This is a genomic window from Flavobacterium sp. LMO6 (assembly GCF_009495795.1).
Taxonomy (GTDB): Bacteria; Bacteroidota; Bacteroidia; order Flavobacteriales; family Flavobacteriaceae; genus Flavobacterium.
In genome coordinates, this window is record NZ_WIBH01000006.1 from 1 (window position 1) to 19,134 (window position 19,134).

22 protein-coding genes are annotated in these 19,134 nt (G+C 31.3%); 4 read left to right on the forward strand and 18 right to left on the reverse strand.

Features of this window, described 5'->3' with window-relative positions; translation table 11 throughout:
* Positions 1–93 precede the first annotated feature (93 nt).
* From GFJ99_RS07385 to GFJ99_RS07425, 9 genes are all read right to left on the reverse strand, one after another.
* Positions 94–864 carry a TerC family protein gene (locus tag GFJ99_RS07385; RefSeq protein ID WP_153208184.1) on the reverse strand — a complete coding sequence of 257 codons (771 nt, stop codon included), beginning with the start codon at positions 862–864 and terminating at the stop codon, positions 94–96.
* A 35-nt stretch (positions 865–899) separates the two neighbouring features.
* Positions 900–1,286 (reverse strand): DNA topoisomerase IV, encoded by a 387-nt coding sequence (locus tag GFJ99_RS07390; RefSeq protein WP_153208185.1) that lies wholly within the window; start codon positions 1,284–1,286, stop codon positions 900–902.
* A 62-nt stretch (positions 1,287–1,348) separates the two neighbouring features.
* The gene (locus GFJ99_RS07395; RefSeq protein ID WP_008253839.1) at positions 1,349–1,582 is read right to left on the reverse strand and encodes a DUF6095 family protein; all 234 of its coding nucleotides are present in this window, start codon (positions 1,580–1,582) and stop codon (positions 1,349–1,351) included.
* Positions 1,582–2,046 (reverse strand): hypothetical protein, encoded by a 465-nt coding sequence (locus GFJ99_RS07400; protein WP_153208186.1) that lies wholly within the window; start codon positions 2,044–2,046, stop codon positions 1,582–1,584. Before GFJ99_RS07400 ends, GFJ99_RS07395 begins: the two co-directional genes overlap by 1 nt.
* 8 nt (positions 2,047–2,054) lie before the next feature.
* Positions 2,055–2,873, reverse strand: a complete 819-nt coding sequence (gene murQ / locus GFJ99_RS07405; RefSeq protein ID WP_153208187.1) for an N-acetylmuramic acid 6-phosphate etherase — start codon at positions 2,871–2,873, stop codon at positions 2,055–2,057.
* 4 nt (positions 2,874–2,877) lie between these two features.
* On the reverse strand, positions 2,878–3,258 hold the full coding sequence (locus GFJ99_RS07410) for a PH domain-containing protein (RefSeq protein WP_153208188.1): 381 nt from the start codon (positions 3,256–3,258) through the stop codon (positions 2,878–2,880).
* Positions 3,259–3,428: 170 nt separating this feature from the next.
* Positions 3,429–3,893 (reverse strand): hypothetical protein, encoded by a 465-nt coding sequence (locus GFJ99_RS07415; RefSeq protein ID WP_153208189.1) that lies wholly within the window; start codon positions 3,891–3,893, stop codon positions 3,429–3,431.
* Between the two features lie 75 nt (positions 3,894–3,968).
* A complete protein-coding gene (locus tag GFJ99_RS07420; RefSeq protein ID WP_153208190.1) occupies positions 3,969–4,703 on the reverse strand; it encodes a ZIP family metal transporter in 735 nt (244 codons plus the stop codon).
* Positions 4,703–5,446 (reverse strand): cyclopropane-fatty-acyl-phospholipid synthase family protein, encoded by a 744-nt coding sequence (locus GFJ99_RS07425; protein ID WP_153208324.1) that lies wholly within the window; start codon positions 5,444–5,446, stop codon positions 4,703–4,705. The genes GFJ99_RS07420 and GFJ99_RS07425 overlap by 1 nt, the downstream gene beginning before the upstream one ends.
* A gap of 110 nt (positions 5,447–5,556) precedes the next feature.
* Here GFJ99_RS07425 and GFJ99_RS07430 point away from each other — a divergent pair, with 110 nt between their 5' ends.
* Together GFJ99_RS07430 and GFJ99_RS07435 are read left to right on the forward strand one after the other, a co-directional pair.
* The gene (locus GFJ99_RS07430; protein WP_153208191.1) at positions 5,557–6,720 is read left to right on the forward strand and encodes a class I SAM-dependent RNA methyltransferase; all 1,164 of its coding nucleotides are present in this window, start codon (positions 5,557–5,559) and stop codon (positions 6,718–6,720) included.
* Positions 6,721–6,831: 111 nt separating this feature from the next.
* Complete coding sequence (locus GFJ99_RS07435; RefSeq protein ID WP_008253822.1) at positions 6,832–7,065, forward strand: hypothetical protein; 234 nt, start codon at positions 6,832–6,834, stop codon at positions 7,063–7,065.
* Positions 7,066–7,126: 61 nt separating this feature from the next.
* Here the strand turns inward: GFJ99_RS07435 and GFJ99_RS07440 are convergent, their stop codons facing one another.
* The 5 genes from GFJ99_RS07440 to rlmD form a co-directional block, all read right to left on the reverse strand.
* Positions 7,127–7,579 carry a phosphate-starvation-inducible PsiE family protein gene (locus tag GFJ99_RS07440; RefSeq protein WP_153208192.1) on the reverse strand — a complete coding sequence of 151 codons (453 nt, stop codon included), beginning with the start codon at positions 7,577–7,579 and terminating at the stop codon, positions 7,127–7,129.
* Positions 7,580–7,600: 21 nt separating this feature from the next.
* Positions 7,601–8,740 (reverse strand): linear amide C-N hydrolase, encoded by a 1,140-nt coding sequence (locus tag GFJ99_RS07445; RefSeq protein ID WP_153208193.1) that lies wholly within the window; start codon positions 8,738–8,740, stop codon positions 7,601–7,603.
* A 246-nt stretch (positions 8,741–8,986) separates the two neighbouring features.
* Positions 8,987–9,697: a DUF6048 family protein gene (locus GFJ99_RS07450; protein ID WP_153208194.1), complete on the reverse strand. Its 711-nt coding sequence runs from the start codon at positions 9,695–9,697 to the stop codon at positions 8,987–8,989.
* On the reverse strand, positions 9,678–10,211 hold the full coding sequence (locus GFJ99_RS07455) for a DUF6452 family protein (RefSeq protein WP_153208195.1): 534 nt from the start codon (positions 10,209–10,211) through the stop codon (positions 9,678–9,680). The genes GFJ99_RS07450 and GFJ99_RS07455 overlap by 20 nt, the downstream gene beginning before the upstream one ends.
* A 151-nt stretch (positions 10,212–10,362) precedes the next feature.
* On the reverse strand, positions 10,363–11,775 hold the full coding sequence (gene rlmD / locus GFJ99_RS07460) for a 23S rRNA (uracil(1939)-C(5))-methyltransferase RlmD (protein ID WP_153208196.1): 1,413 nt from the start codon (positions 11,773–11,775) through the stop codon (positions 10,363–10,365).
* Between the two features lie 69 nt (positions 11,776–11,844).
* Between rlmD and GFJ99_RS07465 the strand changes: the two genes are divergently transcribed.
* Positions 11,845–12,384 carry a DUF1697 domain-containing protein gene (locus tag GFJ99_RS07465; protein WP_153208197.1) on the forward strand — a complete coding sequence of 180 codons (540 nt, stop codon included), beginning with the start codon at positions 11,845–11,847 and terminating at the stop codon, positions 12,382–12,384.
* Positions 12,385–12,612: 228 nt separating this feature from the next.
* Positions 12,613–13,893, forward strand: coding sequence for an ornithine--oxo-acid transaminase (gene rocD / locus GFJ99_RS07470; RefSeq protein WP_153208198.1), 1,281 nt, complete (start codon positions 12,613–12,615; stop codon positions 13,891–13,893).
* A gap of 225 nt (positions 13,894–14,118) precedes the next feature.
* Here the strand turns inward: rocD and GFJ99_RS07475 are convergent, their stop codons facing one another.
* From GFJ99_RS07475 to GFJ99_RS07490, 4 genes are all read right to left on the reverse strand, one after another.
* On the reverse strand, positions 14,119–14,928 hold the full coding sequence (locus GFJ99_RS07475; protein WP_153208199.1) for a hypothetical protein: 810 nt from the start codon (positions 14,926–14,928) through the stop codon (positions 14,119–14,121).
* 181 nt (positions 14,929–15,109) lie between these two features.
* Complete coding sequence (locus tag GFJ99_RS07480) at positions 15,110–15,781, reverse strand: hypothetical protein (RefSeq protein WP_153208200.1); 672 nt, start codon at positions 15,779–15,781, stop codon at positions 15,110–15,112.
* 130 nt (positions 15,782–15,911) lie between these two features.
* Positions 15,912–17,972 (reverse strand): FG-GAP-like repeat-containing protein, encoded by a 2,061-nt coding sequence (locus GFJ99_RS07485; RefSeq protein ID WP_153208201.1) that lies wholly within the window; start codon positions 17,970–17,972, stop codon positions 15,912–15,914.
* Positions 17,973–17,983: 11 nt separating this feature from the next.
* Entirely contained in the window at positions 17,984–19,108 is a 1,125-nt protein-coding gene (locus tag GFJ99_RS07490) for a hypothetical protein (protein ID WP_153208202.1), read from the reverse strand.
* Between the last annotated feature and the right edge of the window lie 26 nt (positions 19,109–19,134).

Genomic DNA, 19,134 nt, shown 5'->3' on the forward strand with positions numbered 1-19,134 from the left:
TTTTATTGACTAAAAACGGTACTAATCAAAATAGTCGATGTTTTTCAGTGCCCTCATATTTATCGGGACATTTTTTATATAATCATTTTATAATTAATTTTTCTTACGCATCTTCATATTGATAAACTCATTAGCCAATGAGAAGGTAATTGCAAAATACAAATAGCCTTTTGGAACGGCTCCTACGTGTTGACCTGCTAATTCAGCATTGGATAAATGCATACTTTCGGTAATCAACATAAATCCGATTAAGATTAAAAATGATAATCCTAAAATTTGAATGGATGGATTAGCGTTGACAAAATTCCCAACTGGAACCGCGAATAACATCATAATTCCCACAGAAATAACTACAGCAGTAATCATAATTACTAACGCACCTTCGATGCCATTAGTCATACCTACAGCAGTTAAAATACTGTCTACAGAGAAAATGATATCGATTAATAAAATTTGACCAATAACGCTTCCAAATGATTTGGTTGCCGAAGTTTTTAATTCTTTTTCTTCTTCGCCTCTGTGGTCTACTTTTTCATGGATTTCTTTGGTGCTTTTGTAGATTAAAAATAATCCGCCTAACAATAAAATTAGAGCTTGACCTGTAATATCTGCTGAGAACCAACCAAAATCAAAGCTAAACCAAGGCGCTTTCATTGCAATTAAAAGTGTGATTCCGAAAAGTAAGGCTATCCGCATGAACATTGCTAAGAACATTCCTAATTGGGTAGCTTTTTTACGCTTTTCTTGAGGTAGTTTTCCGGTAACAATTGATATAAAAATGATGTTATCGATGCCTAAAATGATTTCTAAAAAGGTTAAGGTTAAAAGCGCTATCCAGGCATCTGGATTTAAAAATACTTCCATTTTTTGTTTTGGTTTTACAACTAATTATACCTTGATTAGTTTAGTTTTGTAACAGTGCCGCGTTGTTTTTTTGAATCGCCTACAAAAGAATATTCAAAACTATATGAGTTTGAATTTGTAGTCAAAATTTTCATTTGAACTGGTTTTTTCTCTTCTCGGTTTTTTGGATTTATATTTTGCATTATGTATTCGCAATCATTGGTCCATCGTACTTTAAAAGTGTCTATTTTTCCTTCGTAGGTTTCTATTTGAATAGAATCATTTCGTTCAAAAGTGCTCGTATATTTTTTACCTTCAATTTCGGTTTCTGATGAAAATTTACCAGTTTTAAAATCACTACAATTACGCTTTTGATTGTAGCAAGAAGTTAGCAATGTAAGTAGTATTAAACTACAAATAGAATGTTGTACTTTGAATTTCATATTTGATTTTGAAATTGTTATTGATTTCGAAATTGATATTGAACTTGTTATTGATATTTTTATTACCCTTGTTTATCGCCGTCAAACATGCTTTTTACTAGAGTCGTAATTCCTTTAAAAATTAAAAACATTGCCGCTAAAGCAATTATGATTCCCAATCCTAAAACATAAGGATATAATGGACTTCCTTCGTTTTTAAAAGCACTATTAATAATTATTGGACCAAGAAATAGTAAAGGTAACGCACCTGAAAGATATTTAATACCTTTTGCTAATATGTTTTTATCGGTTGCCATTAGAAATTAATTTGAAGACCAACTCCGTTTGAATTATTTACAATATTCAACTCGAAATTGTCGCCTAATGTTTTCTTTTGTTCTTGTAGCCCATCATTATAAATATCAACACTTTCTTGAACCATTTTCTTTCTTCCTGATAAAATTGGAATAGAAACAGCCATTAATCCAACACCAACATAAGTAATGGCAGTTGGATATTTTACATCAGAAGTTAATCCCATTACTAAATCAGCAACAGTTCCTCCAATTCCTAATCCTAAAATGAATCCTCCTAACGATTCTTTCGATTTTGCTTTTTTAAATAAATGCAATGCTTTTAAATCGGAAGCCAATACTTTCTTTGTTTCAAAAGAAGATATTTGCTCACCATCTTGAAAAATTTTACCATTGTTGTATTCTAATTTTTGAGCAAAAGATATCGAAAAACCAAATACTGCTAAGATTAAAAATAATTGTTTCATTTTATGTTTTATTTGTTGTTATTGTAAAAATCTACTGCGTTTCTAACACTTCCGTGTGTTTTTAAAAGTTGGTTGGCATCTTCATAACTAACCGGGATTTCCTCCATAATCATTCTCGTACCTCTGTCAATTAATTTGGTGTTGCTCAATTGCATATCGACCATTTTGTTGCCTTTTACCTTGCCTAACTGAATCATAGTTGCGGTCGAAATCATGTTTAAAACTAATTTTTGAGCCGTTCCCGCTTTCATTCGCGAACTTCCCGTTACGAATTCAGGTCCAACTACCACATCAATAGGAAATTTAGCCGTTTTGGATAACGGACTTTCCGCATTACAACTGATGCTTCCTGTACTGATGTTGTTTTGATTACACATTTCTAATCCACCAATTACATAAGGTGTAGTTCCCGAAGCAGCAATTCCAACTACAACATCATTTTCATTGATATTCCATTGTTGTAAATCTTTCCAAGCTTGTTCTTTGTCGTCTTCGGCAAATTCAACTGCTTTCCTAATGGCAGTATCACCACCTGCAATAATTCCGATTACCAAATCAAACGGAACTCCAAAAGTTGGTGGACATTCTGAAGCATCTACAATTCCTAAACGTCCCGAAGTTCCGGCTCCAATATAAAACAAACGACCACCTTGTTTCATTTTCGAAACAATTTCAGTCACTAATTTTTCAATTTGTGGCAATGCTTTTTCTACTGCTAACGGAACGGTTTTATCTTCGTTGTTGATATTGGTTAACAAATCAGTTACCGACATTTTTTCTAAATGTTCGTATTTGGAAGCTTGTTCAGTAGTTTTGGTAAAGTTCATGCGATTATTTTAAAACATGATGTGCCAAAACATTCTGCACATCATACACATTAACAGATTTATTGAATTGTTTCACAATACTAGGATTTGCCTCGCTGGAAACCCAAATTTTTAATTCGGCTTCTAAGTCAAAAGTCCCAGCAGTTTCAACGCTGAAACGTGAAATGCTTTTGTATGTGATGGATTTATATTCTATTTTGCTACCTGTAATCCCTTGTTTTTCAATTAGAATTAATCGTTTGTTGGTAAAAATAAATGTATCTCGGATTAATTTAAAGCCCAATTCGATTTCTTCACCCGTAATTAATAATTTGCCATAATCTTTAACTAAAGTTTCCTGATTTACAGCACCTGCATTGCCAAGTAGCGCAGAAAATAATCCCATATTAAATGTTTTAAATGTTGTTCAAATTAAATGTTTTGAAGCTTATTTTTAGTCGCATTCAACAAATATTAAGCCATTACAAATATAACGAAACATTCTATTCAGGAGTGGATTTTTCTTCTGAAAATCCGGAAGTAGTCATTGAAGTAATCAGCGGTTAAAGCCAATGCTTAATCTTCAAATCTTTTTAATACTTTTCTGGCTGAATAAGCTTCTTTCCACATTTCTATTTTATAAGAATCTTTAGGGTTTTCTTCGTAAGCAGTATTCAAATTTATCGAGTAAACACGTACTCTGTATTCTCCATTTTCAATTTCTGTTTCCATTTCAACTTCTGAATGAGGGCAATCTATTATTTGTAAAATTCCAGAATGAATTTTTAAACTTGCTTCTACTACATGGTCAAAGTCAGTGAAATTATCTATTAAGCTTTTAGAGTTTAAAATTTCAAATTCACATTCTACTTTACCTTCATCATTTTCAATTCCAATCCCCAATACTCCATCTTCAATTGCGAGTTTGTCTGCAAATGCGCTTTCTGACCAAAAATTTTCAGAACCTGTATTCCCATTTGCATTTTTGTCATTCAAGTAAAATTGTCTGTAATCTGTAACGAATTTTAAATTTATTTTCATTTTTCTAATATCATTTGCTGTCTATGGCTGTAACTAAAAACTACATACTAAATATATTTTATTTAGCTATATCTTTTAATGCGAATGTCCCATTTCAATAATGTAGGCTAAAACAAAACCAAATACAATCATGGTAATTTTTGCCAAATTGAATTTATGTCCTTCATTACTTTCAAAAATAATTGTAGAAGAAATATGAAATAAAATTCCAACTACAATAGCCGAGATTTCTTTTGAGTAATGTTGGGCAAAATGCATTTGTTCTGCTAATAAAGTTCCTAGTGGTGTCATTAAGGCAAATGAAAACATAAATGCAAAAACCATTAATTTATTCATTTTAGCATTTACAAAAAATAATGTTAGAATGATAGCAATAGGGAAGTGGTGAACTGCAATTCCGTACGCTAAATTGTTGTTATCGTGAATTGGGAAACCTTCTAACAAAGCATGAATACACAAACTAATAAATAATAACCACGGAATTTGATGCAATTCGTTATGTTCGTCTGTATGAACATGAACATGACCGTGTTCTGCACCTTTAGAGAAAAATTCTAGTAAGATTTGGAATAAAATTCCAATCATAATGAAAACACCAACAGGTAAAGTGGCATGTGTTTCTTCTCCTTCATGAACGTGATTATGTCCTTCGCTAAATAATTCGGGAAGTAAATGTAAAACAGTAAGCGAAAGTAAAAACGCACCACTAAATGCTAATAGTAATTTGATGTTTTTTTTCTTTTGAGGTTTTAAAAACAGAGCAATTAAAAACCCTAAAATTACAGCTGAAAATGTTATAATATAGTGCATTATTTAAATATCATAATTAAACGTTCTGATTGTGTTTTATAGAATTTTCGCAATTTATAATCGCCAAAAATATCCAATAAAAAAATACCAGCTTCTTCCATTATTTTTTCAAAATCTACTAAGCGAAGGGCTTGTACTTTTTCGGTGAAATGAAATTTTTCACCTTTATCTTCGAATTCAATTTCTTTATAAATGTGTCCGTCTTTTAAATAACGTTTAATGTGAAAATCAATTCCGTCTACCGTTTTTATTTCATCGGCAACTAAATTATCCAACACATAATCTACATTCATAAAATCGATTACGGCAAAACCTGTTTCCGTTAAACTGTTGTGAATTGCTTTTATGGTTTTAAAATTATCGGCATCATCTTCAAAATAGCCAAAACTCGTAAACAAATTAAAAATGGCATCGTATTTTTCTTCAAAAGGTTCACGCATATCATGAACTTTAAATTGCAATTTATTGTTAGCAAATTTTGTTGCTTCTGCAATACTATTTTCAGATAAATCGGCACCTGTTACATTATAATCTAAAGAGTTCAAGTAAATAGCATGACGTCCTTTTCCACAAGCTAAATCTAATATTTTAGCATCTTCTGGAAGGTTTAAGTAATGCGTTAAATTATCCATTAACAATTGCGCTTCTTCGTCGTTGCGTTCCTTGTATAAAATATGATAATATTCGGTATCAAACCAAGAGGCAAACCAATTTTCTGTTGAAGTCTTTTGTGTTTCTGACATTAATTCTGAATTCGTTTCTTTCAAGTAGCAAATTTAATGTATTTTTGCACAAGAATACCCTAATTATTGCGATTGCGGTTGATTTTTGCAATTGAACTTGAAATTGAAGAATGGAAAATTATAAAATGACGGCCAAAACCTTCTTTGGTTTTGAAGAAATATTAGCGAGAGAACTTCAGATTCTTGGCGCACAACAAGTGGAAATTGGTACGCGTGTAGTAAGTTTTAAAGGCGATAAAGGATTTATGTACAAAGCCAATTTGGCACTTCGTACTGCTTTAAAAATCTTGAAACCTATTAAAACTTTTAAAGCACATAACGACAAAGCCTTGTATGAAGGTATTAGAGCAATTGATTGGTCGGATTATTTAACCGAACATAATACGTTTTTAGTAGAAACGACTTTGCATTCTGAAAACTTCAATCACAGTCAGTTCGTGGCTTTAAAAACAAAAGATGCGATTGTAGATCAATTTAGAGATTTGAATGGAAAGCGTCCAAGTATTGATAAAGACTTTCCAGATTTACAAATTCACGTGCATATTGATAGAGACAACGTGACGGTTTCGTTAGATTCTTCAGGCGCTTCGTTGCATCATAGAGGTTATCGTACGGCTACCAATATTGCACCTATCAACGAAGTTTTAGCGGCTGGTATGTTGATTTTAGCCGGTTGGGAAGGAAAAAGTCATTTCTTAGACCCTATGTGTGGTTCCGGAACTATTTTAGCCGAAGCGGCGATGATTGCTTGCAACGTTCCAGCGAATATTAATCGTAAGGAATTTGGTTTTGAAAAATGGAAAGATTGGGATGCCGAATTATTTGATAACATTTTAGAATCGTTATTAAAGAAAACACGCGAATTTCATTATACGATTACAGGCTATGACAAAGCGCCAAGTGCGGTTGCAAAAGCAAAAGATAATGTAAAAAATGCCAATTTAGACGAATACATTACGATTACCAACGAAAATTTCTTCGATTCTAAAAAGGAAACCGAAGGACCGTTACATATGGTATTCAATCCGCCTTATGGAGAACGTTTGGATATTGATATGGAGCGTTTTTATAGAGAAATAGGAGATACGTTAAAACAAAATTATCCCAATACCAATGCTTGGTTTATTACTGCAAATTTAGAAGCTTTAAAGTTTGTAGGTTTAAAGCCAAGCAGAAAAATTAAACTTTTTAACGGAAAGTTAGAAGCGCGTTTAGTGAAATACGAAATGTATGAAGGTAGTAAAAAAGGGAAATACATGAATACTGAAGAGTAAAATTTTTTGTCAAGCTGAACTCGTTTCAGCTTCTCTAGATAGATTCTGAAACGAGTTCAGAATGACAGATGCGTTTTCAATTCAACAATTTATCAATTAAACAAAAATACAATGAGTAAAAAAGTAAAATCATTCTTATATAACTTCTTAGGATTTACGGTGATTTATTTGCCAACTTTGTTTTTAGTAGACAAATTCACCCATTTGAATGGTCTTTGGGTTCCTATGACTTCATTTATGGTAGCGTTGCTTTTAGCACCAAAGTTCCAAGCAATTAAAACACCTTCAGGTGAAAAGATATTTATGAAGTGGCTTTTTATAAAAGGTGTAAAAGAAATTCAATAAAAAAATCCAGAGCTATCTCTGGATTTTTTGTTTAAATGCGATTAAATTTTATCTATTAAATTTAATCCTTATTCTCTGAAATGCTTTTATTTGTGATGAATTTCTTATTGAACTTATTGTTGTTAAGAATTAAATAACCAATACAAATTGTAAGTATTAAAATTGAAATACCAATTTCTGTTTCAAATCCAACATGCTTAACATCCATTATAATTACTTTTCTTGAAATTGCTGTTAATGCAACTAACAAAATGATTTTTACTTTGCGTAAAATATTTTCATTATCTCCTTTAAATGTTTCAAGGATTTCTAATGCAATTATTATGTTAAAGAATAAAGGAACACCTGTAAGCGCAATTGATTTATTATCTATAATGGAAGCATTACTAACTTCATTATAAAATAAATTAATTAAATCTACTACTTCGTATATCACAAACAAAAGTATTAGAATTGATAAGATGTAATAAATTGTCTTTTCTGTGAAGTGAATTATTTTATCTATAATATTCATTGTTTTAATTTTAATTTCAAACTATTTTTTACTTGCTTTTTTTCTTTTCAAATGTTGTGGTGTTACATCTTTTATGGTGTTTTCTTTCTTTACATCATCATCGATTATTTGTTCTTTTATTTCAGAGAAGTCAATCAATTTAAGGTCAATTTTTCTTACTTCTCTATTCCACATGGTATGATAATAATAAACTTTTTCTTTTAAATCACAAGAAGAAGTTACTTGAGTTGCACTCACAATATCGGTTGGTAGCTTTTCTGCAGGTACTTGTGCACCAAGCGGAATGTTAAAATTATCTAGTATTCTAAATGATTCAAAAACGGCATCTAACGATGTGTCTAGAGGTCTACATGAGGCAGTAAAAGCTGCGGCTCTTACAAATCTAGATGGTGGAGTAAAATCTCCAGGCAATCCTATAAAACCAGAACCTCCTCCAATTGGATTTAATTCATAATTACCAAAGCTTTTTTGTTGGTTAGGATTAGTAGAAAGATTTAAATAATTTCTTTGATTTATAATGTGCCAATCATAAGTTGGTGAATTTGTAATGACACCTAAATAAGGTTCGTAAATTTTAACTTCACCTTTGTTTACAATTTCAATTATTCTACTGTTTCCGCTAGGATCTACAATTTTAAAGTGAAAAGGAAGTTCAGCACCACCAAAATCTTTGTTTTCAACGCTAACAACAACTACATCTTTTAAATGTAATATAACTTCATCTACAGTTTTAAATGATGAAAGCATCCATTGCATTAAATCGCCAACACTCATAGATTTTGAAGCATTATTACTGTCATAAACTGCATATTCAGCAAATCCGGGTAAATAGTAAACCCCAACATACAATCCTTCTTCGTTTAATCCATCAGGTCCATAAGGTTGCCCGTAAGCAGTAAGTGTTACAAAACCATATTTTCCTTTCCAATTTTTACCATTAAATCCTGCTGGAGTTTGGGCTTTAAATTCTTTATTTCTTGGAACAATTAAAATTTTGTTATGTTGTGCGTCATTCAATGCCCATTCAACAGTTCTCGCTACAACTACACCGCCATCTTTTGATAGTAAAGTAATTCCAGTACAACCATAAATCGGCGAAGAGAATAAGGAGAATACAAGAATTGTTATAATGCTATTTCTAATTATATAATTTATTTTCATGATGTTATTTGTTAATTGAGAGTTGTTTGATTTTAATGTTATCAAATATATTATATTTTTTTTCTTAATTTTATTACTATCCCATAATTTTTAATTTGATATTTGTAAAAATAAATTAAAATTTTAATAGATTTTAAACCACTAAAGTGAAAATTTAAGGAAAAAATTATTGTTTTCAAAAGTAACATAATATACATATAATTTAAAATTATCCTAAAAAAAAACATCAATTAATGTGGTTTTAGTTTATTTTATTGATATCTGCTTAGTTTTATTTTTCTTGTAAATAGGTATGAAATAACTCAACGTGTAGTTAAAACCGGCTCCAAATTTTCCATCGTACGTTCTGTTGTAGCCTGGAATAAAAAGGTTATCAAAATTATCTGGTTTTTTGTTAGATACTAAATAGTTTAATCGAACCGAAAAACCTAAATATACATTACTGAATAACTCAGCTTTAATACCACCAATAACTTCTAACCAACTTGCATTTAAACCACTAAATTTTTCACCAGATATTACGGTGTTTTCACCATAATAATTTGTAGGGTCAAAAATGGTGTAGCTGTTTAAAGTATGATCAAAGCTACTAATTCCGTATCGCATTCCAACGTAAATCATATTTTCCATGTCGAGCCAGTTTTCAAACGAATTGTAGTCAAACCCAACTTTAAAATAAGTTCCTTTAGTAGTAAAGTTAAAACGATCGTCATCAACAGTTTTATCTTCGTTTCCAATTTCGCCAGCAATATAAAATCGCTTGGTTAAACGATAATCGCCTACAATTTCAAAACCTCTGTAATCTTTTTCGTAAAACGATTGAGCAATTTTATGTAAATCAGCCCCAATACGTAAACCATATCGTTCAGGATACAACACTTTTGTAGTGTCTTTGGTTTGTGCATTTCCTGATAACGAAACACACAAAAAGATCAAACTAAAAATATATTTTAACATGTACTTCATTTTCGGTTTCTATATTGGGTTGTATTACTTCGATATTTTGAATCCAGTTATTTCCATCTGTTGTTAATTCAATTGGATTTGTTGTGTCTAAATAGAATACTGTTTTATAACCACAAGCGCGCGATATATAAACATCATCTTTTGTGTAATTAAAAGTAATGACATCTGTATTAGCAGCAGCATCACCATAATTAAAGATGAACTCAAATGCTGAAGTTTCTGAAAATGTTTTTAATGGAATAGCAATTTTATTTCCGTTTGCTAAGTACCTTGCAGGAACAGTTTCATCCATGTCTTCATTAAAAACAACCCCATTATCTGTATTCAATTCCTCCACTCTAAGATTGGTAACATTCTTCAAAACAGTAGGATTAGCCGCATCATAAAACTCAATAATTACTCGAGGTGTTACTGCGGTTCCTTCGGCACAAATATCATCTTTTTCACAGTTCCAAAACGAAACAGCTAAAAGCAAGGATAAGGTTATAAAAACTATTTTTTTCATAGATTTCTTATTTTACCACATAGATACATAGTTTTTTTAAATGTCTTGAGGTGTTTCACTTTTTATAGTTAACATAGCTTTGTCTTAATGAAATGCTATGCGGAACTTCCTATTTATTATATTCTATGTTTCTATGTGGTTTAAAATTTTATTATCGTTTTTCCAATAAAACCACGTTTTCCACATGATGCGTTTGCGGAAACATATCCACAGGACGCACACGAACTACTTTGTATTTTTCGTCCATCAAAGCTAAGTCACGGGCTTGTGTAGCTGAGTTACAACTTACATACACAATTTTTGGTACATCTGTTTTTAATAACATTTCTACCACATCTTTATGCATTCCATCTCTTGGTGGATCGGTGATAATAACGTCGGGTTGTCCGTGTTGATTGATGAATTCGTCGTTGAAAACGTTTTTCATATCACCTACATAAAACTCACAATTCGTGATGTTATTGCGTGTTGCATTCGCTTTTGCATCAATAATTGCTTCTGGAACGGCTTCAACACCAATTACTTTTTTCGCTTGTTTTGATACGAATTGCGCAATGGTTCCTGTTCCAGTATATAAATCGTAAACCGTTTCGTTTCCTGTCAAACCTGCAAATTCTCTCGTAATTTTATACAATTCATACGCTTGATCTGAATTGGTTTGATAGAAAGATTTCGCATTAATACTGAAATGCAACCCTTCCATTTCTTCTAAAATATAATCGCGACCTTTAAATAAAATAATGTCTTGGTCGTATAACGTATCATTCAATTTCTGATTGATAACATATTGTAACGACGTAATTTGAGGGAAACGTTCTGACAAGAAATTCATCATCAATTCGATTCCGTTTTTATCGTTTTCATAAAACTGAATCAACACCATGATTTCACCTGTTGAAGCGGTACGAATCATCAACGTTCTCAATAAACCTTCAACAGCTCTTGCATTAAAGAAAGTTAAGTTGTTTTCGTTTGCAAAACGTTTGATTTCGTTACGAATTTCGTTTGATGGATCTTCTTGTAAATGACATTTCTCAATATCTAAAATCTTATCCCACATTCTAGGAATATGAAAACCTAAGGCATTTTTATTGTCAAATTCGGTTCCCGATTGAATTTCGGCATCGGTCATCCAACGCGCATTCGAGAAACCAAATTCCATTTTATTTCTATAGAAAAATTGTTTTTCTGAACCTAAAATAGCTTCAAATTCGGGCAATTCAATTTTACCTATTCGTTTTAAATTATTGTATACTTCCTGATTTTTATAGAACAATTGTTGGCTGTATTTCATGTTTTGCCATTTACAACCACCACAAGCACCAAAATGAGAACAAACGGGTTCAATTCTATGTTCTGAAAATTCATGAATTTTTATGGCTTTACCTTCGTAGTAGGCTTTTCTTTTCTTCATTGTTTGTACATCAACCACATCGCCTGGAACTACATTTGGAAGAAATATTACTTTACCATCTGGTGCTTTCGATACCGATACACCTTTTGCACCTGCATCAAGGATTTTTACGTTTTCGAATACGATTTTTTCTGTTCTCTTTTTTCCCATGCAGCAAAAATAAGAATTGTTATGCTGATTTGATAATATATTTTACTTTTATAGCAAATTTCAATAAATATGAAAACGCACTTGGCTTTACTTCGCGGAATAAATGTTTCCGGACACAATATGATTAAAATGGATGTATTGAAAACTGTTTTAGAAAATGCAGGATTTCAAAATGTACAAACATATATTCAATCGGGAAATGTTTTTGTGGATTCGGAAGAGGAACATGGCGCTAGTGTTGGGTTTAAAATTAAACAAGAAATTTTCAAAGAATTAGGTTTGGAAGTTCCGGTTGTTGTTATTTCAAAAGAAGATTTAGAAGCGTGTTTCAAGAACAATTCTTATCTAAAAGAAAAAGAGTGCGATACTAAGAAACTATATGTGGCTTTCATTTCGAAAGAATTATCGAGTGGTGCTTTAAATGATTTAAAAATTAGTCAATTTAAACCCGATGAAGCCGCAATTGATAAAAGCAGAATTTACATTAAATACGCTGTTGGAGCTGGTAAAACTAGATTAGACCAAAAATATATTGAGAAAAAACTAAATGTAACTGCCACCATACGAAATTGGAATACAGTTACGACATTGTTAGAAATGTTTGATTAAATGTTTAAAAGGTTAATAGATTAAAAGTTTATAAGAGTTTTGAACATTTTATAGGTTTTTATAATTTCTTCAATTTTTTAAAAACTGTGTTCCGAAAATTAGATTTTTTTACGGATTATTAAGTTTGAATTTGAACTTGCCCTTGATTTTTGTATTTTTGACAACTATTCGGTTGATTTCTCACCATAAAGAAGGAATTGCGATGTAACAATCAATGAAAAACATTTTATGTCAGTTTTAGAAAAAATGAATTCGGCTGAAGCTATTGCATTAGAAGACAAGTACGGTGCACACAATTATCATCCACTACCAGTAGTTTTGAGTAGAGGAGAAGGAGTTTATGTTTGGGATGTAGAAGGAAAGAAATATTACGATTTTCTTTCGGCTTATTCTGCAGTAAATCAAGGGCATTGTCATCCAAAAATTGTTGGAGCAATGGTAAACCAAGCACAAACTTTAACTTTAACGTCAAGAGCATTTTACAACGATAAATTAGGAGTTTACGAAGAATTTGTAACAAACTATTTTGGTTTTGATAAAGTTTTGCCAATGAATACTGGTGCTGAAGCAGTTGAAACAGCTTTAAAATTGTGTAGAAAATGGGCGTATGAGAAAAAAGGAATTAATGAAAATGATGCTCAAATTATAGTATGTGATGGAAATTTCCACGGAAGAACAACAACTATTATTTCGTTTTCAAATGACGAAAATGCTCGTAAAAACTTCGGGCCTTATACAGCAGGATTTATTAGTATTCCTTATGATGACATTGAAGCTTTAGAAAAAGCGGTTAATTCTTCAAAAAATATTGCAGGATTTTTAGTTGAACCTATTCAGGGTGAAGCTGGAGTATATACACCTGCGACAGATTATTTACAAAAAGCACAAGCGATTTGTAAAGCAAATAATGTATTGTTTATTGCTGATGAGGTGCAAACAGGAATTGCTAGAACAGGTTCGTTATTAGCGGTTTGTGGAAATTGTTCTTGCGAATCTAAATGTGAAAAACAAGAAACATATGTTCAACCTGATGTTTTAATTTTAGGTAAAGCCTTATCTGGTGGTGCTTATCCAGTTTCGGCTGTTTTGGCAAATGATCACATTATGAATGTAATAAAACCAGGACAACACGGTTCTACTTTTGGTGGAAATCCAGTAGCAGCTGCCGTTGCTATGGCGGCTCTAGAAGTAGTTTCTGACGAAAGTTTGTCTCAAAATGCTAGAAAATTAGGAAAAATCTTCCGTGAGGAATTAGCAAAATTCATCGAGACTTCTAACATTGCTACTTTAGTAAGAGGAAAAGGTTTGTTGAATGCTGTGGTAATTAACGACACAGAAGAAAGCGACACGGCATGGAATATTTGTGTACGTTTAGCAGAAAACGGATTATTAGCGAAACCTACTCATGGAAACATCATTCGTTTTGCTCCTCCGTTAGTAATGTCAGAAGAACAACTTAGAGAATGTGTTTCAATTATTATTAATACATTAAAAGAGTTTGAGAAATAAAAATGAAATCCTAATTGAAAGATTAGGATTTTTTTTTGTTTTTGAGTTGTCCTAAAAAAGGCGAGTAGTTATTAGCAGCTTTTTTGACATTCTGCCTCTTCTCGGGAGTGGCGGATTAAGAAAGACTATACTTCCGGTTAAACGATGTTTTATAAGTACAAAACCAACTTTAAATTAAGCTCAAAACCCCGTCATTTTTATAAACTACTTTTACCAGCAGTTATTTTAAAAATTTAACAATATTTTGAGTTCATTTGGTATTTGCTCTTTATTTTCAATTTTTTCATAATTTTTAAGAGCCTTTTTTTTCATTTTTTCGTCATTATTAATTTCTGATACTTTAAGTAAACAGAGAGAATAATGTATTTTAAAGTTTTCTTCTTTTTTATATGATGAATAGGATTTTTCTAAACATTCCAACCCTTCTATATATTTTTTATTGAAAGACAATAAAATACCTTTCATAAATATAACATCGTCTTTTAATTCTGTATTAATTTTTTTATACTTTTCAATTGCGATATTTATATTTTCTAAACCTTTATCAGTATCCTCAAAAATGGGAGAAGTTATAGCAAATCCATAGTAGCCTTCAGGACTTTCAGGAAAATATTCGATCAATTCATTATATTTTCTTCTTGCAATTTTAAATGATGCTTCATTTCCAAATCTTAAGGCTTCAGCTGCAAGATTGGTTTTAAATTCAATTGATTTATTATTAGCTAAACTGTCTGCATAATAATAACATGTTAAAGCATATTTATCATTTAATAATCTTTTTGTATATCCTGCAAAAAAAATAGCATCACAGAATGTAGTGTCGGTTTGATAAGCCCTGAAAAATACATCGGCTGTCATTTTTAAGTATTTTTTATCTAAAGTTTTATTTAAGTACAAAGTTTCAATTCCTGTATTAAACAATTCCATTGCTCTCGGATTGTCAGATTTGCAGTATAAATTTTTTCCTTCAAAATAATTTTGAGAGAACATTAAATTAAAACTTAATATTAGAAATGTAATAATGATTTTTTTCATTTTTTAATATTTTTGGGCTAATTGCTTCTAATTTATATATATGCGCTATGAAATAGCGTTATTCAAATATAGTATTTTTTAATTCTTAGAAATCATCAAATGGACTTTTACACCATTAGATTATAACAAACAAAAAAGCACTGATTTCACAGTGCTTCTTATATTATAAAAGAAGTTAGTATTACATACCACCCATTTGCTTTTGGAATTCTTCCATAGTTATTTTTGTAAATCCTTCTCCAACTTTAAAAGCATCTGCAGGAACTTCTTTTGAAAATTTTGTAGCTTTCATTACCATATCTCCTTGAGCTGTTTGAACAGTCATTTCTAAAGGGTAACCAGAAAGTTTAACTTTTGCATCTTCTTTTTGAGCTTGTGGAGCAATTGCATCTGTAATATAAAAAATACTTGTGGTTCCATCATTCATAGATACAGTAGCTTTATAACATTTAAAACCTACAATTTCTTTAGTGTCTTTTTTATCATACACAATTTCTTTAGCATTATCTAAATTACTTAGTCCGTTTGTATTTTTAGAAGCAGCTTCTCCAGCATCAGTAATTTCGTATTTCATACCCATTACTTCTACAGTCATTTTAGATTCTTTTTCATTTGCAATTGGAACGATAGTTTTCATTAACATCATTCCGCCCATCATGCTCATGTCTGTTGCTTGAGTTTTATCATTAAAATGAACCGTTATTGTACTTTCTCCCATAGCAGCCATTTCTTCACCAGCACCTGGCATTGTCATACTATAAGTTACAGAACCATTTTTTAATGCAGTTTGAGCATTCATAGATACACCCGCAACTAGTAATAAAGCGAATGCGATTTTTGTTATTTTCTTCATTTGTAAGGATTTTATTCTGTAAATGTAATAAATTATTTTACTATTGTAAAAAATAAAAACAACATTATATTTTGATATTATTTTTAATATAAATAAAAAAACCGAGCTTGACTCGGTTTTTTTTATGGTTTTAATTTTTCTTTATAAAACTTTCGGAATATTTTTTTCCATCTTCAGTTTCTATCATAAGTATATAAAATCCTTCAGATAAGTCGGAAACTGAAAAGCTAGAGTTAGTAAGATTTACATTTTTAATCACTTTTCCTAATGTTGAAATTATGGATACATTTTTTATGTTTAACATTTCTATATTTGAAAGTGTGATTAGATCTGATGTAGGATTTGGGTATAAAATAATTTTAGAATTACCATTATCTACTAAACTTAATGGGCTAGAACCTTCAATAATAGAAAGTGACTCATTTATATTTGGATTATTAATAACATCAACTACTCCTGAAGGCCAAATTACTACAACTTGAGAAACTGAAGTTTCAGTACCAATTCCAAAATGAGCATTCAAAGTACTCATGTGTCTAAAACCTTCACCACTTCTTATATCTCTTATTTGTTTTCCCCAAGCGCCATAAATTTCAACTCGTGCTCCAATTCCATTGCGATTACTTTGTAAACCTTGAAGATTTACTTTAATCCAATTATTTCCGTTAGGAACAGCATATCGAATGGTAGTACCATTTTGAAAGTCTAAAAAGCCATCATTGTTTAAATCACCAACTGCAGATACTGTTAATCCTGAATAACTTACAGGAGCAAAAGTATTATTTCCTTGATTAAACATAATTTTATTACCACCACCTAATACATCAATTTTACCATCGTTATCAAAATCATAAGCTAAGTTGTCAATGTTTGTAGAACTATTAGATTCCCAACCAGATCCTGAAGTAATGTTAGTATAAGCTTCTTCTACACTATTTGAAGTGTCTAAATTGTTTCTAAAAAAATTATGTGAGCCAGCACTAGCTGTTATAATAATATCCATATCACCATCGTTGTCAAAATCTGCGATAGCTGAAGACCATGTTTGAATTGGAGTAACATTAATTCCGGCTAACGCAGAAATATTAGTATAAACTCCGTTTCCATCGTTACGATATAATTCGCACGGAGGTCCTGAACATTTCGAAACAAAAACATCAGAATCACCATCATTATCAAAATCAGTAAATAATGTTGCGTAATTTCCTGTTGATGTTGCAATACTCATAGCGCCAGGAGTTACCGTTGATTGATAAAAAGTTAAACCTCCAGCACCATCATTTAAATAATAACAACTTGGCGCAATATCATGGCAAACAAAAATATCTAAATTACCATCGTTATTTAAATCTGAAAAATTTGTTCTTTGTGAGAAAATATATTGACCAGGAGTGTAAGTAGAAAATTCGGTTCCGTTATTAAAAGAAGTTAAAATTGTGGCACCACTACCATTACCTAATACAATGTCATTATATCCATCTCTATTATAATCTCCTGCTGCAATACTCCAATTAGGTAATAAAACTGAACCAGTTAAAGGAATATCTTTAATAATAAAATTTCCAGGAGTGCTTGATTGTACATGAATTCTCATATTAGTTGCACTTATGCCTACGATATCATCTTTAAAATCACCATTCATATCTACTACACAAATATTATAACTACTATTTATCGTTGCAACTGTTTGTGTTGTATACGATATAGGTGTAACTGGAATTACTATTGTACTTTCTGATAATTGAAAACTAAAACCAGTATTGTTAACCGTGTTTAACCATCTGTTATCCCAAGCTATATAATAAGTTGTTCCTGCTACTGCATTAAACGAAACTACAGAGGAAAATCCGGTGCCAGTATCATCATCTCCGGCAACACAAGTAAGAGAACTACAATCGCCTGAGTAAATATGAATACGAGTATCCTTTCTCGGATTGTTTTGAGCAATATCGGATGTTATTGTAACTGTGTAGTTTTGAGAAGGTGTATAAGAATACCATTCTCCGGCAGGAACGTTTGTAACAATTGCGCCATTAGGTGCACAGAAAGTTGTAGGGGCCTGTCCATTAATAATTCCAACAGCGTAAATTCCAGGACCAGAAATGGGTAAAGCACCATTACACGTATCTTGCGCTTGTAATGTTAATGAAAACAATATAGAGAATAGAAAATAAAGAGTAGTTTTTTTCATAATAGTTTTTTTTAGTTGCAAGGTGTTGTAATTGAGTTAATCCATTCTTCGACGAGTTGAACTCCTTCGTCATGGATTAAAGTTCTACCGTGTAAAGGCATTCTATAGGTTTCGTCTACAGTATCAAGTCTGTAATATAGCATAGAACGACCAGTGTTTCCTGGTGTTACCAGTTTAGCGAGCGCAGGTGGAAAACTTTGCATATCTTGTGTATCAACGCAAACTCCCATGTTTGTTTGGTTATTTAAAGTTTCTGAAAAAGCAAAACGCATAGGTCTGTAATCACAATGACCATGTTCTTTATGACAGTGCGCACAATTAATATCAAAATACGATCGAACTCTTGTTTCAATTGGTTTGCTAGTGTCATTGTAATCAACAATTGTACTTGCTTCAGAAGGTAATGCGAAATTATTTTCTAATTTACCAAGCTCAATCCATTTTGTTAATTGGTTTTTATTTTCGCTCCCGTAATTGTATAATTTATTTAAATTTTGCGGTTTTATACCAATAGGAATATTTATTTGAACATAATTACCATTTTCATAGCTTTTCGTTTTATGACAAACGATACACTGAACCTCATTCGGAATTCGATATTCAACATTTTTGATAACATTGTTTTCGTCTTTCCATGAAATGGTTTTAGTACTTCCGTTTAAATCTAGATTGGCTTCTGTTTGTTCATCATTCCATACATAATCTGCAAAAATCCAACCATCTGATTTTCTAATCATCAATCTAGTTTCTATTATTTTTGTTACATTGGAAGGTTGAACATTGTCGTAATAAAAGTTTTTAATTAAAACTGCACCAACAGGTAATTCTAATATTTGATCGTCACCGTTATATGTTGCTTTAGTTCCATTTGGAAACCAAACAAATCTTTTTTTGTGAGCATAATCTGTAAATAAAGATGAAATTGGCTCATAAGGGATAACGTCTAATGAGGGGTTAAGGTTTTTTAAATCACCTTCAAAAAACTTATAATCGGATAATTTTGGATAAGGTACCAGCGTTAAATCTACCGTTACTGGTGAAATAGGCATGTAGTCATTGTCATTATCGTTCGAACAAGCATAAATTACAGCAAATGAAACAGATAGAACAATGAGAGAGAAGTATTTTTTTATCATATTTGTTAGTTGATTTTAAACAAATA